Genomic DNA, 15,438 nt, shown 5'->3' on the forward strand with positions numbered 1-15,438 from the left:
TCCGATTTGCCGCAAATGCTGAGCTAATTCCTCTTGGCGAGAAATGCGCCCACAGGCGATCCCCAGTGAAGTGGGTCACGCGTGACCCGATACCCCCGCCACCGGCCACCACTCCCCTTCTCCCCTTCCACGGCGCCGAGTTGACCCTTGGCATTCGCGAAGGATCAAGCACCCCAAAACCCCCATCGGAAGATCAAACGGTGCCTTGTGTGATGTCCACACTTGTTCCCGACATGTGCTCTCGCATACGTTCCGGGCCTGCCGGGTGGACGCCTAATCCTGCCGCCGCCCGCATCAACCGACGACGATCATCCAAGACGGCAGGAGCGGGGGACCCAGGTAAGCCGCCGGACCGGACACGCGCCGGAACGGCTAGGGGTGAAGCCATGCCCGCAGGGGCACGGCCGGGCACTCTCCCGCCCGAACCCGACAGCTCACCTCGCAGGCGTAGGAGAGGAACCCAGACATGCCTGCTTTTGGTCAGCTCAGCCGCTTCGGCAACCGCCGTCTCGTCCGCTCCCTCGCCGTCGCCGGCACCGGCGTCGCCGTGGTCGCCCTGCCGCTGTTCGGCGCCACCGGCGCCTCCGCGGCCACCACGGCCCCGACCACGACCGCCGCCTCCGTGACGGCGTACCCGGACAACCTCGACGGCTGGATCCGCGAGTCGCTGTCGATCATGGCGCAGAACGGCATCCCGGGCAGCTACGAGAGCATCCACCGCAACATCATGCGCGAGTCCTCCGGCAACCCGTACGCCATCAACAACTGGGACTCCAACGCCGCCGCCGGCACCCCGTCGAAGGGCCTGCTGCAGGTCATCGACCCGACCTTCGCGGCCTACCACGTGCCCGGTACCGCCTTCGACCCGTACGACCCGGTCGCGAACATCACGGCGGCCTGCAACTACGCCGCCGACCGCTACGGCTCCATCGACAACGTCTTCGGCGCGTACTGAGCCACCCGCTGACGGGCGAGCGTCACCGCCCCGCCGAACAGTCGCTCGAGGACAACGGCCACGCCGTCGTCCTCGTTCGACGTGGTGACCTCGTCCGCCACCGCCTTCAGTTCGGGGTGCGCGTTGGCCATGGCGACGCCGTGGGCCGCCCAGTCGAACATGGGGATGTCGTTCGGCATGTCGCCGAAGGCGATCGTCCGCGCCGGGCTCACCCCCAGGTGCTCGGCGGCCAGCGCCAGCCCGGTCGCCTTGGTCACCCCGCACGGCTGGAGCTCCACGGTGCCCGGCCCCGACATGGTGACCGTGGCCAGTGAACCGACCACCGACCGGGCCGCCGCCGCCAACGCGTCGTCGGACAGCTCCGGGTGGCGCAGCAGCACCTTGCTGATCGGCCGGTCCCACAGTTCACCGCGCCGCTCGACCCGCACCGCGGGCAGCGTCGGGTGCGGCATCAGATAGCCGGGCTCGATCAGCGTCAGCCCGTCGACCCCGTCCTGGTCGACCGCGGCGTACACCTCCCCCACCTCGGCCTCGATCTTGCCGAGGGCGGTCTCCGCCAGTTCCCGGTCCAGCGTCACGGACCACAGCAGCCGGTCCGCGCCGGCGTCGTACACCTGCGCGCCCTGTCCGCACACCGCGAGCCCCGTGCAACCGAGATCGTCCAGGAGCGGCCGCACTCCGGGGGCCGGGCGCCCCGTCACCACGAGGTGCTGCGCACCGGCCCGCCCCGCCCGCGCGAGCGCGGCGAGGGACCGGTCGGAGAGGGTGTCGTCGCCGCGCAGCAGCGTCCCGTCCAGGTCGGTGGCGATGAGCGAGAAAGCGGTGGGTGCGGCCATGATCAGAGAATACGGACAACCCGACGGACCGATTCACCGTGCCCGTTTGCGCTCGCTTTCGGTGCGCTTCTCCTTCTTCGGACGCCAGGTAAGGACCGGTTCAGGACTCTTTCCCCGTTTGGCAAGAACATGGTCCGCTATCTACCGTCCGCCCGGTCCCGGGCGGTACCTTCCAAGAGTCCAGGGGGGACTTGATCGGGGGGTCAGGTGAGCAGTGGACGCATGCGCGTGCTGAGGCCCGAGGAACTCGGCGAGGGGGAGCGGGAGCGCTGGCGGGAACTGCGCGCCGCGACGGACGCACCGCGCAACCCGTTCATGGAACCGGAGTTCAGCATCGCCGTGGCCCGGGTGCGGCCGGGGGCCCGGGTCGCCGTGCTGTACGAGGGCGCGCAGCCGGCGGGTTTCCTGCCGTACGAGCGGGGTGTGCTGGGGCAGGGCCGGGCGATCGGGCTCGGGGTGTCGGACTGCCAGGGCGCGATCCTGGGTCCCGGTGTCGCCCCGGAGACGGGTGAACTGCTGCGGGGCTGCTCGGTGTCGAGCTTCGCCTTCGACAACCTGGAGGCGGACCAGGGGCTGTTCCTGCCGTACGCGGTCGAGGAACACGCCACGTACGTCATCGACGTGGAGAAGGGCTACGAGACGTACGAGTCGGTGCTGCGCACCCGGTCGCCGAAGTTCCTGAAGACCACGCTGGCCAAGGAACGCAGGCTGGGCCGCCAGGCCGGTGCCGTGCGGTTCGTCTTCGACGAACGCGACCCGGCCGCGCTGCGCGCGCTCATGGAGTGGAAGTCGGCGCAGTACCGCAGGACCGGGCGGCGCGACCGGTTCGCGCGGGAGTGGATCACCCGGCTCGTGGGCCGGCTCGCCGGGACCCGGGCCGCCCAGTGCACGGGCACGCTGTCGGTCCTGTACGCCGGGGACCGCCCCGTCGCCGCGCACTTCGGGCTGCGGTCGGCGTCCGTCCTGGCCTGCTGGTTCCCTTCGTACGAACCGGAGTTCGCGAAGTACTCGCCCGGCCTCGTGCTGCATCTGCGGATGGCCGAGGCGGCGGCGGCCGAGGGCATCGTGATGCTCGACCTGGGGCGCGGTCCTGCCGCGTACAAGGACTCGCTGAAGACCGGCGAACTCGCCGTCTACGAGGGGGCGGCGACCCGTCCGGGCGTGGGCGCCGCGCTGCACCGGCTGAGCCGCGAGCCCGCACGCCGCACGCACAGCTTCGTCCGCACCCGTCCGCGCCTGGCGGCGCTGGCGGCGCGGACCCTGAAGGGCGCGGCACGGCTGCGCCGGTCGTGAGTCGCGAGGAGGGGGAGGGCGGGTGTCCCGAAGAGCGGGTACGCAGGAGGAGATACGGCGGTTCCTGGCGATCGGCGCGGTGCAGGTCGCCGAACTGGACCTGGACGAGGACGAGCCCGCGCCGAGACCCGGCCCGGGCAGCCCGCCGGTGACCCACGGCGAGGTGTTCCTGCTGCTCAGACGGGCAGGCCGCCCGGTGGGGACCCTGCTGGCACGGGTACCGGAGGGCGCGGACCCGCGAGCGGTGCTGACGGAGGCGGCCTCCGGGGCGGTGCGGGAGGCCGTGCAGGCGAAGGGCGGCGGGCAGCCGCCGTACGCCTCGGTCGTCGTGGCCACCCGGGAGCGGGCCGGACAGCTCGCCCGGGCGCTGGACTCGCTGCTCGCGCAGGAGCATCCGCGGTTCGAGGTCGTGGTCGTCGACAACGCGCCCATGACCGACGAGACCCGTGAGCTGGTGGAACGCAAGTACGGCGAGCGGGTGCGGTACGTGTGCGAGCCGGTGCCCGGACTCGCCGTCGCGCACAACAGGGGGCTGGCGGTGGCGCGGGGCGAGGTCGTCGCGTTCACCGACGACGACGTGGTCGCCGATCCCCGCTGGCTCACCGAACTGACCGCGCCCTTCGCCGCCGACCCCCGGCTCGGCTGCGCCACCGGCCTGATCCTGCCCGCCCGGCTGCACACCCCGGCCCAGGTCCTGCTGGAGAGCCACGGCGGCTTCGCGAAGGGCTTCACGCCGACGACGTACGACCCCCGGAACCCGCCCCGCGACGAGCCGCTGTTCCCCTTCACCGCGGGCCGCTTCGGCTCCGGCGCGAACATGGCCTTCCGTACGGAGGTGCTGCGTGCCGTCGGCGGCTTCGACCCGGCCACCGGCGCCGGAACACCCGCCCGGGGCGGCGACGACCTGTACGGCTTCGTGCGCGTCCTCGCCCAGGGGCACCGGCTGCACTACACGCCGTACGCGCTGGTGTGGCACCACCACCGGGAGACCTGGGCCGACCTGGAGACCCAGGCGTACGGCTACGGCGCCGGTCTCACCGCCTACCTCACCGCGGTCCTGGTCAACCGGCCCGCGCTGCTGCCCGCCTTCCTCGCCCGGCTGCCGCGCGGTCTCGCCCGCGCCCGCGCGCTGACCGAGGTGCGCGACACGGACGCCGGCGGGGGTGCGCCGGGGGCGCACGACACCCGCACCCATCCCTGGCCACGCCGTCTGTCGCGGCTGCAGCGCAAGGGGATGGTGTACGGGCCGCTCGGATATCTGCGGGCGCGGCGAGCGCTGGGGAACACCGCGGGACGGGGGACGGGATGAACCCGGCCATACCCGTCTTCCTGTACCACGCGGTGATGGACGATCCGCCGGACTGGATCGCCGAGTTCACCGTCACGCCCAAGGAGTTCGCGGCCCATCTCGACGCCGTCGTGGCCAGCGGCCGCACGCCCGTCACCATCAGCGCCCTCGCCGGGCACCTCGCCGGGCGGGCCGCCCTGCCGCCCCGGCCGGTGCTGCTCACCTTCGACGACGGCTTCGCCGACCTGCCCGGCCCCACCGCCGACGCCCTGGCCGAGCGCGCGCTGCCCGCGACCGCGTACCTCACCACCGGCGCCATCGCCCCCGGCGGCCGCAGTCTGCTGCCGCCCGCCCCGATGATGACCCTGGACCGGGCGGTGGAGCTGGAACGGTCCGGCATGGAGATCGGCAGCCACACGGTCACCCACGCCCAGCTGGACACCCTGACCACCAAGCAGCTGCGCGCCGAACTGCTGGACTCCAAGGCCGTGCTGGAGGACGCCCTCGGCCATCCCGTCCCCCACCTCGCCTATCCGCACGGCTACAACAGCCCCCGGGTGCGCGCCATGGCCGCCCGCGCCGGCTACCGGACGGCGACCGCCGTGCGGCACGCGCTCAGCTCGGACCGGGACGAGCGCTACCGCATCGCCCGCCTGATCGTCCGCCGCGGCCACACCGTCGCCGACGTCGAGGCCTGGCTGGCGGGCGGCGGCGCGCGGATCGCCCCGTACCGGGACGGGCCGAGGACCATCGCCTGGCGCTGGTACCGCCGGGCCCGCGCCGCCGTGCACGGTCCCGTCTTCGCCGGTTGAGACGAGTCTGACGATTTTGATGTGAAAAACAGCGGTAATTCCTATACTCGGTCTGGGGGAGGGGAGCCTCGGCGTGCAGCAACATGTGCCCGTACCGACCGCTGAGAGCAGTGCGCTGCCCACGCGCGACCCGGCCACCGGCCCGGAGGACCGGGGGCGGGGCACCGGTGGTGGCCGCAGGTCCTGGCCGATCCCGCGCCGTCCGCCCGACGCCGGCCTGCTGACGTTGCTGCTCGCCGCCGGGCTGTGGTTCCACGCGCTGCCCCGCATCGGCTTCCGGGAGATGGGCGACTACGGCCTGCTGGACCGCCTGCCGGCCGCCTACTACCTCTCACTGCTGGTCCTCACCGCCGGCTTCGTCCTCGGTCTGCGGCGCGCGGGCACCGCGCCCTGGTGGCCGGCCGCGCACTGCGCCGCACTGCTGTTCGCGCTCAAGGCACCACCGGCGATGCTGTACGACGCCGTGCGCTACCCGTGGGCCTCCAAGCACGACGCCGTCGTCGACACACTGCTCGCCAACGGTGAACTGCGGCCGGGAGCGGCACTGTCGGGCAACATGTCCGCGTACGACCAGTGGCCGGGCTTCTTCACCCTCAACGCCGGCCTGGTGCGTGCCTTCGGCGTGGAGAACGCCGCCGCGTACGTCAACTGGGCGCCGATCGTCCTCGGCCTGCTGATGATGCCGGTGCTCGTCCTGATCTACCGCACCTTCTGCCAGGACTGGCGGCTGGTGTGGACCGCTGTGTGGATCTTCCAGCTCGCCAACTGGGTGGGCCAGGACTACTTCGCCCCGCAGGGGCTCGCGTACCTGCTGCATCTGACGGTCGTCGCGGTGGTGCTGCGGCACTTCGTGCGCCCCGGCTCCGCCGGGCGGCTGCGCGACCGCACCTTCCTCGACCCGGCCGCCGCCCCCGTGCCGCCGCCCACGGGGAACCGGCAGCGCGCGATCTGCGTGGTGATCCTCGCCCCACTGATCGCCGCCGTCAACGCCACGCACCAGCTCACCCCGGTGATGCTCTGCATCTGCCTGTTCGCGCTCAGCCTCACGCGCCGCTACCGCAACTACGGGCTGCTGGCCGTCACCGCGCTGCTGATGCTCACGTGGGACCTGACCATGGGCCGGCCGCTGTTCGTCGAGACGCTCTCCACGCTCAAGGAGTCGATCGGCGAGCTGACGCAGAACTCCCGCGCGGGCTACGCGGGGCAGCTGACCGGCCCCGGGCCCGAACTCGCGGGCACCGCCAACGTGCTGATGGTGCTCGCGGTCGCCGCGCTCGCCGGCGCCGCCCTCGTGCTGCGGCCGCGGCTGGTCCGCAGCGCGCTGCCGCTGCTGCTGGTCTCCGCCGCCCCGGTCCCGCTGTTCGCCGTCAACGACTACGGCGGCGAAATGCTCTTCCGTGTCTATCTGTTCGGGCTTCCCGGCGCGGCCTTCTTCGCCGCCGCCGCGCTCGTACCGGCCGTCGGGGGCACCCGCGACGACCGGGCCAAGGTGCTGCGGCGCAGGATCTCGGCCGTCGTCCTGCCCGCCGTCCTGCTGGTGCTGCCGGCCGGCTTCCTGCCGTCCTACTACGGCAAGGAGAAGATGTACTACACGCCGCCCGAGGAGACCGCGCTGGTCACACGGGCCCTCGACAACGCCCCCGACGGCTCGCTGATCCTCGCCACCAGCGGTTCCTTCCCGCAGGCGCTGCACCGGTACGACCGCCTCGAGCACTGGTTCTTCGCCGAGCAGGAGCTGCCCGAGAACGAGAAGATGCTGAAGGACCCGGCCGGTTACCTCGCCGACGGGATTCCGCCGAGAACCAGGACGTACGTCGTCCTCACCCGCACCCAGGACGTCTACACCGCCGGGGAGGGCCTGCTGCCGCCCGGCGGCTTCGAGACGCTGCGTTCGAAGCTGTCGGCCTCGCCGCTCTTCCGGACCGTCGAGAGCCGTCCCTACGGCATCGTCCTGGAGTACCGCCCGGCCGCCCGAGCAACGACCACAAGGTGATCGAAGTGACGATGAAGGCCAGTCCATGAACGCCGTCCGGGTCACCCCGACGCACCTCAGAGTCCTCGTCGCGGTCTCGGGCTGGCTCGCGCTGGCCGCCACCGCCGTGCCCGGCCCCTCACCACTGCGCTGGATCCCGGTGCTGCTCTTCACCCTGTTCGGTCCGGGCTGCGCGGCGCTGTATCCGCAGCCGGGCGGGCTGGCCGCCGGAGCCAGGCTGGAGGCCGTCGCGCTCGCCGCGCCGTTCAGTCTCTCGCTCGGCGTGCTCACCGCCACCTCGCTGTTCCTGGTGGAGGGCTTCTCGATGACCGCCTTCCTCGTCTCGCTCGCCGTCTTCACCACGATCGCCGCGGCCCTGCCGGGGCTGCCACTGCCCGCCGCGCGGCGCGGCGCGGCGGAACGCGCCAGGCGCAGGCCCGCCGGCAGGGGCGGCACATGACGGGGCCGCACCGACGGCGCAAACCGACCAAGTGGCACGGGGTGAGGGGCATGGGGCGTGCGAGGCGCGGCTGCACGGCGGTCGTCCTGGTGGCGGTGGCCGCGCTGCTCGCCGGGCTCGGGATCTGGGCCGGCCGTTCCGACGATCCGGAGTCCTCCGGGGACGCCACACCCGACAACGCGGCCTCCGGGGAGGTGCCCACCGGCCCCTGCGCCCCCACCGACACACTGGTGCCGCCCTGCGGCGCCTGGTGGGGCGCCTATGTGCCGTACGCCGCGAACGGCTCGCTCGAGGACGCCGTGACCGGCTTCGAGAAGAGGATCGGCCGCAAGCTCGATCTCGTCTACAACTACCACGACATGTCGGGCACCGAGCTCGACGGGCAGCTGCTCACCCCCGACGAACAGGAACTCGGCAAGGACCGGCTGCTCATGCTGGCCTGGGAGTCCACCGTCTGGACCGAGCCGCACCACGAGAACTGGACGGAGACCCAGCTCGGCTGGAAGAACATCGCCTCGGGGAAGTACGACGAGGAGATCCTCGACCCGCAGATCCGGCGCCTCAAGGCCTACGGCAAACGTGTCTTCTTCTCCTTCGACCAGGAGACCGACGCCCGCATCAAGGAGGGCGCAGGCACCCCGGAGGAGTTCGTCGCGGCGTACCGCCATCTCCACGACCGGTTCCGTGAACTGGGGGCCGACAACGTCGTGTGGGTGTGGACCGTCTCCGGCTACCTCGGCGGCGCGAAGGAGATGAAGGCCCTCTACCCCGGGGACGAGTACGTCGACTGGATCGCGATGGACCAGTACAACTACTACGGCTGCCACGACACCACCGACTGGAAGGACTTCCTGCGCAGCCAGCAGCCCAGTTACGAATGGCTGCGCGCGAACGTCACCGACGACAAACCGGTGATGCTCGCGGAGTTCGCCACCGCGCCCGACGCCGACGACCCGCGGCGCCAGCGCGACTGGTACACCGAGATCCCCGGCGCCGTGAAGAAGCTCCCGGAGGTGAAGGCCCTGGTGCACTGGAACCGGCCGACCTCCGGGAAACCCGAGTGCGATCTGACCGTCAACGGCGGCCCGGGGCTCGACGGCTACCGGGAAGCGGGGCGGAACGGGTACTTCCAGCAGCCCGTGCCGCCCCGCTGAGTACCGCGCGGCGGTTCGGCTCAGTGGCCGGGCGGGCCGTTCCGTCCGCCGTGGGGCGCCGGTCCCGGCGCCGGCCATGCCCGGCTCAGCAGCAGGAGTCCGAGGAGCACGACCAGCAGCGGCGGCGCGACCGGCGCGAGCGCCTGCCGCCACACCCAGCCGGCCACCGCGACGAGATACAGGACACCCCAGCAGACCGGCCACCTCAGCCGCCCGGCCGCGCGTGCGAGCAGCAGCCCCAGCGGTACGAGACACAGCAGCTGGAACACCAGGGGTGCCCACCGCAGCAGGGGACCGGGCCCGGTGAGCCCCACCCCCTCGGCGAGGAAACCGGCCGCCTCGGAGTACGACGCCCCGTCCACCGGCTCGGGCTCCCACCCCAGGGCGACGGGTGCGGCGTGCAGGGCGACCAGGGCGGCACCCAGCGCGGTGCCGGACAGCCGGTGGTCCGGCCGCCCGCACAACGTCACCGAGGCGACGAAGACCAGGAACAGCAGTCCCCCCGCGGCGAGCGCGGGCAGCGGCAGCCCTTCCAGCAGCCGGCGCCCCGTGGGCTCACCACCGTCGCCCCCGTCGCCCCCGTCGAACCAGGGGAGCCCGCGCACCGAGATCCAGAAGACGAGGATGGCGAGGCCGAGCAGGGACCAGAGGACTCCTCCGAGCCGGCGGTCGGAGTCCCCATCGGGCGCCGGCGGCACGACGGGGCGCGCCTCGCCGGCCCACGGCGTGACGCTCGCCCCGGCGGGGACCCGCCCCTCCTTCGAGGGCACCTCCGACGGCGCGTCGGCTCCCCGCGCGGGCAGGGCCGGCCGGACGGGCTGCGGGAGGGCGCTCCAGACGTGCCGGCGGCCACCGGCCCCCGACCCGGCGGCCGCGACGGGCCGGTCCGCCCCGTCCCGGCCTTCGCGGCCTTCCCTGCTTTCCCGGTCCTCCCGGTCCTCCCGGCCTTCCCGGTCCTCCCGGTCCTCCCGGTCCTCCCGGTCCTCCCGGTCGCACGGCTCGTCCCGCACGTCCGGCTCCGTCTTCCCGTCCTCCGTCTTCCCGTCCTCGGCCGGTTCCTCCCGCGGCCCCGAGGTCTCCTCCTCCGTGTCGGTCCCCTCGCCGGAGGACGGCCCTCCGCGGCCGGGTTCCTCCCCCCGCGCGTCCGGAGCCTGCGACCGTACGACGAACGCGAGCGTGTCCGCCTGGAGGGCCTCCCGTTCGTAGCCGGGGCGGCCGATGAACAGCGTGACGGTGTCCTCGTCCTCCTCCCCCGGGCCCTTGTGCCCGTACGCGGCCCGGCGCGCCCAGCCGGTGCCGTATCCGGCGGTGGCGTTCAACCGCGCCCAGCGGGTGCCGTAGTCCGCGGCGGAGGCCCGGTCGGCGGGCGGGGCGTCGTCGCGGCGCAGCGCCGCGCGCAGCCCGAACACCGAGACGACCGCGATCAGCGTCATGCTGACCAGCACCGCCCATCCGGCCCCCGCGATCCCCGCCGGAGTGAACAGCACGGCCGCGCTGCCCAGCACCAGCACGCACATCGCGCCCTGGAGCGCGGCGAGCACACCGGTGCGCCCCTGCACCCGCAGCACCCCGATGTACAGCTCCACGACCACCCGGGGCAGCGCACCGAGCGCGAGCAGCCGCAGCACGGTCGAGCCGTGCTCGGCGTAGTCCGCGTCGAACGGCGTGAGGATCCAGGGCGCGAAGACGACCAGCACCGCGACCACCGGCACCAGCAGCAGCGTCATCCGGCGCAGCGCCCCCCGCACCCCGTCGGCGAGCTGACGCGGGTCGTGCGAGGCGTGGGCGGTGAGCGACGAGGCCATGTTGATGGCCATGAACTCCATCGTGCCGCCGACGGTGTACGCCACGTAGAAGTAGCCGTTCTCCGCCGCGCTGAAGCGGACCGCGACCATCACCGGCAGCAGGTTGATCATCGCCAGGCTGAACAGCGCGCCGAGCGAGTCACCGGCCAGGAAGCGGCCCATGGACCGCAGGCCGGGCGGTTCCACGTCGTGGTCGGCGGCGGTCTGACGGGGGATGAGCCGGCGGAAGATCAGCCAGCCGAGCGGCAGTGTGGAGAACGCGATGGCCACGGCCCAGGACACGAAGATGCCCAGTGCGGGCAGCGCGCTCGCGAAGACGGCCAGCAGGACGAGCTTCCCGACGGAGAACATCGCGTTCCCGGCCGGCACCCACTCGGCCTTGCGCAGCCCCGTGAGCACGCCGTCCTGGAGGGTGAGCAGCGCCCACGCCACGCACGCCGCGACGAACAGCGCCCCGGCCATCGGTGTGCCGAGGGGGGCGTACGAGGGGCCCCACTGGTCGAGTGTGAGCAGGAAGACGGCCGCGGCCAGGGTGACGACCACCGAACTCGCCACGTACACGCCCCACACCAGGCGTCCGGTCTCACGGCCCGCACGCGGTACGAAGCGGACCACGGCGCCGATCATCGTGGTCGCGGTGATGCTGGCGAGCAGCCGCATCGCGGCGATCGCGGCGGAGCCCTGGCCGACGGCGTCCTCGGAGTAGTAGCGGGCGGCCACGAGCCAGAACCCCAGGCCGAGGACGGCGGACACGCCCGTGCTGAGCATCAGGAAGTAGGCGTTCTTGAACAGGGAGTCGGAGCCGGGCGTGTTCCCGGCGGGCCGGGGCCCGCCGTCGGCGCGCACCGCGGTGGGCTCGTGCACCCGGATGTCAGTCACGGGCCGGCCCCAGCCCGTCGGCCGACGTCCCCGGCCGTGTCAGGTCCTCCGGCGGTCCGGCCGGCCGCGCGCCGGACCGCGTGAGTTCCTCCGGCGGTTCGGCCGGTCGCGCGCCGGACCGCTCCAGCACGTCGACGGTTTCCTTCGCCCGCAGCGGGTCCACCGGCAGCGCGTGCCGCGCGAACCAGCGGGCCGCCTCGGGCGCGGGCGACGGATCGGTGAACTCCTCCCCCGCGTAGTCGTCGAGGGGCGGGTCGTAGAGGTAGCCGACGACGATCCCGCGCCGGGCCAGTGCCGCGATCGCCGCGTCCCGGTCCGCCACCAGCAGCGGTACCCGGAACAGCGGCTGCGCCCGGCTTCCCTCCCCCGGCCGGGCCCACCGGGTCGACAGCAGCAGTTCGGTGCCGTCCCGGCAGAACCGGAGCACCTCGTCCAGCCGTCCGAGCCTGCGCCGGATGCGCCGCAGCCGCAGCGGGCCGGACTCCAGGCGGTAGGTGTGCATGTCGACGCGGACCCAGGGGTCGTGCGCGGTCAGGTCCGGGGCCGCGCCGACGGCCCGGGCCAGTGCCTCCGGACGCAGCGGCATCCTGATCCCGTCGCGCTCCGCCAGCCCCAGCAGCCCCAACGTGGCCCAGGCGGCCCGCCGCAGCCCCAGCCCCCGTACGGCGGCCTCGGCGTACGGCCGTAAGGCATAGGCGAGTTCGGACGCAGGCCGGGGCGGGGTGAGCAGCTCGTCGCAGGTGGCCCGCACCGCCTCGGCCAGGCTCGGGTCGGCGAGCGAGAGGATGCCGCCCGCCTGGGCGCCGGCATGCTTGGAGAGGCTGAAAACGGAGGCCTCGCCCCAGGCCCCGACCGGCCGCCCGCCGACCTCGCTGCCGATCGCGTGCGCCCCGTCCTCGATCAGCGGGATGCCCGACGCGTCGCAGCGCGCCCGCAGTTCCGGCGCCGGGTCCGGGTTGCCGTACAGGTTCGTCGTCAGTACGGCGGACAGCGAGCCCCACGTCTCCTCGGGCACGGCGTCGATGTCGATGGATCCGTCGAACGGATTCAACGGCGCCTGTACCGGCCGCAGTCCCGCCGCCAGCACCACGAAGAAGATGACGTCGTCGTTGACCGGCGACATCAGTACCCGGCCGCCCGGCGGGCACCAGTGGCGCAGCGCCACGAACAGCCCGAACCTGCATGACGGCACGTACACACACTCCCGGCCGAGCCGACCGCGCATGGTCTCTTCCAGCCGTTTCGGCTGCGATCCCGAGCGCGCCGAGCGCGGGCCGGCCTCCCCAATGGCCATCCGCCCCCCAGTGTGCCTTCGGAACGTCCCCTCCCCGAGACCTTCCGGCACCCGCCCAGAGTCGCCCTGTTCGCACCGCTCCGTCAAGATTGCGTCACGTCCTGTGGATAACTTCCGGTACGCAAGGGGAAGCGGGGTGCGCCACCACGTCGGCTCTGCCCAAGACCGCCGTCCCACCCGTAACGTGTGGCACGGCCACAGACACGTGGAGCACCTGCGCACACGAAAGCGAGGCAGCACCCGATGCCCCCCTTCGATGTCCCCGAGGGCGATCCCTTCGGCCCGCACAACCTGCCGTACGGCGTCTTCTCGCCGCCCGGTTCGCCGGAGCGGACCGTGGGCGTCCGGCTCGGCGACCACGTCCTCGACGCCGGCGCGGCGGCACACGCCCTGGGCTCGCCGTACGCCTCCCTGCTCGCCCGCCCGGCCCTCGACCCGCTGCTGGCGGCGGGCCGCACGGCCTGGTCGGACGTGCGGCGGGCGCTCACGGCGTGGGTGACCGTCCCGGCGCACCGGGAGACCGTCGAGCCGCTGTTCCACCCGCTGTCCGAGGTGACCCTGCACCTTCCCTTCGAGGTCGCGGACTACGTCGACTTCTACGCCTCCGAGAACCACGCCCGGAACGTCGGCAAGATGTTCCGCCCCGATGCCGCCGATTCCCTCACCCCCAACTGGAAGCATCTGCCGATCGGCTACCACGGCCGCTCCGGCACGGTCGTGGTGTCCGGCACCGACGTCGTACGCCCCTCGGGCCAGCGCAAGGCACCCACCGACGCCGCCCCGGTCTTCGGGCCGTCCGTCCGGCTGGACATCGAGGCCGAGGTCGGCTTCGTGGTCGGTGTGCCGTCCGAGCTGGGCCGGCCGGTGCCGCTCGGCGACTTCCGCGACCACGTCTTCGGCCTCTGCCTCCTCAACGACTGGTCCGCCCGCGACATCCAGGCCTGGGAGTACGTCCCCCTCGGCCCGTTCCTCGGCAAGTCCTTCACCACCTCGGTGTCGGCCTGGATCACCCCGCTGGACGCCCTGGAGGAGGCCCGCGTCGCGCCGCCGGAGCGCACCCACGAGCTGCTGCCCTACCTGGACGACGCGGACGAGGAACCCGGCGGCTACGACCTGCGGATCACCGTCACCGTCAACGGTCATGTCGTCTCCGAGCCCCCCTTCTCCACCATGTACTGGACGGCCGCCCAACAGCTCGCCCACATGACCGTCAACGGTGCCTGTCTGCGCACCGGCGACCTGTACGGCTCCGGCACGGTGAGCGGCCCCGCCGAGCGGGAACGCGGGTCGCTCCTCGAACTGACCTGGAACGGCCGTGACGCCCTCGAACTCCCCGACGGGAAGCGGACGTTCCTCGAGGACGGTGACGTGGTGACGCTGTCGGCCTGGGCGCCGGGACCGGACGGTGTCCGGGTGGGTCTCGGCGAGGTCACGGGACGGGTGGTCCCCACGGTCTGACCCGCCCGGCCCTGCCCGTTCCCCACGACACCTGACCCACACCGCCCTTCGCCGTCATAATCGGCATCGGGCGGTGTGCGCGTCGCCCGGGCCGCGCCCCCTTCGTCTGCCGCACGACCCGCACCCCCCGCACGACCCGCACCCCCCGCACAACACGCACCCCCGCACGAACCGCACGCCCCCGAGCCGCCCCTTCCGACAGGATTCGGAGCCCGTGGCATGACCGTCTGCCTGCTCCTGCTGAGCGTGGTCGCCGTGACGGCCGCCGTGCCCGTACCCCGCGTGCTGACCCGGGCGAAGTGGCCGGAGCGGGAACCCGTGGTCGCCCTGTGGGCGTGGCAGTGCCTGGTCGCCACGGTCCTGCTGTGCTGTCTGACGGCCCTCGCGCTGGGGGCCGCGGCCGGCTTCGGCACGGTCCGCGCCCAGCTCTTCGCGCCGGCCCCGCCCGCGGTGACCGCGGCGTACGACCTGTCCGCGGCGTCGCCCTGGACGAGCGTCCTCACCGTGCTGCTGGCCTGTGGGGCGGCCTGGACGACGGCGATGCTCGCGCGGGAACTGGTCGAGGCCCGCGCCCGTCGTACCCGGGCCAGGGCGCATCTGCGGGAACGCGCCCCCGATCTGCCCGCCGGTCTGCCCGCGGCCCGCGGCCCCCTGCTGGTGCTGGAGGACGAGTACCCCGACGCCTGGTGGATGCCGGGCAGCCCGCCCCAGCTGATCGTCACCACCGGCGCCCTGCAGCGGCTCACCGACCACCAGCTCGACGCCGTCCTCACCCACGAGCGGGGCCACGCCCGCGCCCGTCACGACTGGCTGCTGCACCTCTCCACCGCACTGGCCACCGGCTTCCCCCGCATCCCGCTGTTCGCGCACTTCTGCGACCAGACCCATCGTCTGGTCGAACTGTCCGCCGACGACACGGCCTCCCGCCGCTGCGGCCACCTGACCACGGCACTGGCGCTGATCGAGCTCAACCAGCACCGCGGCGTGCTGTCCTGCGCCTCCAGCCACCGCCTGCTCGGCGAACGCGTCGACCGCCTCCTGGAACCCCCGCCCCGCCTCGGCCGCCGCCGCCGCGCCCTGACGACGGCCGCGGCGGCCCTGGTCCCACTCGTCCCCCTGCTGATCACCTTCGCACCGGGCCTGACAGCACTGCCGTGACTCAAGTGCGGGCAGCCGTGCCTCCCCCAGTGCCTCAAGGGCCTGGGAGGCGCCCCCAGCGGCACGGGTGGGCG

At 73.1% G+C, this 15,438-nt stretch carries 12 protein-coding genes and 1 riboswitch; of the genes, 9 read left to right on the forward strand and 3 right to left on the reverse strand.

Annotated elements, in window-relative coordinates:
• Positions 1-292: 292 nt before the first annotated feature.
• Positions 293-461, forward strand: a riboswitch (cyclic di-AMP (ydaO/yuaA leader).
• 5 nt (positions 462-466) lie between these two features.
• Positions 467-955 carry a transglycosylase SLT domain-containing protein gene (locus ACH4VX_RS23935; protein WP_398369916.1) on the forward strand — a complete coding sequence of 163 codons (489 nt, stop codon included), beginning with the start codon at positions 467-469 and terminating at the stop codon, positions 953-955.
• Here the strand turns inward: ACH4VX_RS23935 and ACH4VX_RS23940 are convergent.
• Complete coding sequence (locus ACH4VX_RS23940; protein ID WP_398369917.1) at positions 919-1,791, reverse strand: HAD family hydrolase; 873 nt, start codon at positions 1,789-1,791, stop codon at positions 919-921. The genes ACH4VX_RS23935 and ACH4VX_RS23940 overlap by 37 nt on opposite strands.
• A gap of 222 nt (positions 1,792-2,013) precedes the next feature.
• On the opposite strand from ACH4VX_RS23940, the gene ACH4VX_RS23945 reads away from it, so the two are divergent.
• The 6 genes from ACH4VX_RS23945 to ACH4VX_RS23970 all read left to right on the forward strand — a co-directional run bounded on the left by ACH4VX_RS23945 (position 2,014) and on the right by ACH4VX_RS23970 (position 8,770).
• A complete protein-coding gene (locus tag ACH4VX_RS23945) occupies positions 2,014-3,084 on the forward strand; it encodes a GNAT family N-acetyltransferase (RefSeq protein WP_398369919.1) in 1,071 nt (356 codons plus the stop codon).
• Between the two features lie 22 nt (positions 3,085-3,106).
• Entirely contained in the window at positions 3,107-4,393 is a 1,287-nt protein-coding gene (locus tag ACH4VX_RS23950; protein ID WP_398369920.1) for a glycosyltransferase, read from the forward strand.
• Positions 4,390-5,184, forward strand: a complete 795-nt coding sequence (locus ACH4VX_RS23955) for a polysaccharide deacetylase family protein (protein WP_398369922.1) — start codon at positions 4,390-4,392, stop codon at positions 5,182-5,184. Before ACH4VX_RS23950 ends, ACH4VX_RS23955 begins: the two co-directional genes overlap by 4 nt.
• Positions 5,185-5,257: 73 nt before the next feature.
• Entirely contained in the window at positions 5,258-7,177 is a 1,920-nt protein-coding gene (locus tag ACH4VX_RS23960; RefSeq protein WP_398369924.1) for a hypothetical protein, read from the forward strand.
• Between the two features lie 25 nt (positions 7,178-7,202).
• Entirely contained in the window at positions 7,203-7,616 is a 414-nt protein-coding gene (locus tag ACH4VX_RS23965; protein ID WP_398369926.1) for a hypothetical protein, read from the forward strand.
• Positions 7,617-7,666: 50 nt separating this feature from the next.
• A complete protein-coding gene (locus ACH4VX_RS23970) occupies positions 7,667-8,770 on the forward strand; it encodes a glycoside hydrolase family 26 protein (protein ID WP_398369928.1) in 1,104 nt (367 codons plus the stop codon).
• 20 nt (positions 8,771-8,790) lie between these two features.
• Here the strand turns inward: ACH4VX_RS23970 and ACH4VX_RS23975 are convergent, their stop codons facing one another.
• Both ACH4VX_RS23975 and ACH4VX_RS23980 read right to left on the reverse strand, forming a co-directional pair.
• Positions 8,791-11,454, reverse strand: a complete 2,664-nt coding sequence (locus tag ACH4VX_RS23975) for a lipopolysaccharide biosynthesis protein (protein WP_398369930.1) — start codon at positions 11,452-11,454, stop codon at positions 8,791-8,793.
• The gene (locus tag ACH4VX_RS23980; RefSeq protein ID WP_398369931.1) at positions 11,447-12,748 is read right to left on the reverse strand and encodes a DegT/DnrJ/EryC1/StrS family aminotransferase; all 1,302 of its coding nucleotides are present in this window, start codon (positions 12,746-12,748) and stop codon (positions 11,447-11,449) included. Before ACH4VX_RS23980 ends, ACH4VX_RS23975 begins: the two co-directional genes overlap by 8 nt.
• 243 nt (positions 12,749-12,991) lie before the next feature.
• On the opposite strand from ACH4VX_RS23980, the gene fahA reads away from it, so the two are divergent.
• Positions 12,992-14,206, forward strand: coding sequence for a fumarylacetoacetase (gene fahA / locus ACH4VX_RS23985; protein WP_398369933.1), 1,215 nt, complete (start codon positions 12,992-12,994; stop codon positions 14,204-14,206).
• Between the two features lie 219 nt (positions 14,207-14,425).
• The gene (locus ACH4VX_RS23990; RefSeq protein WP_398369934.1) at positions 14,426-15,364 is read left to right on the forward strand and encodes a M56 family metallopeptidase; all 939 of its coding nucleotides are present in this window, start codon (positions 14,426-14,428) and stop codon (positions 15,362-15,364) included.
• Positions 15,365-15,438 lie beyond the last annotated feature (74 nt).

The organism is Streptomyces sp. NPDC020731, assembly GCF_044334705.1.
GTDB lineage: Bacteria > Actinomycetota > Actinomycetes > Streptomycetales > Streptomycetaceae > Streptomyces.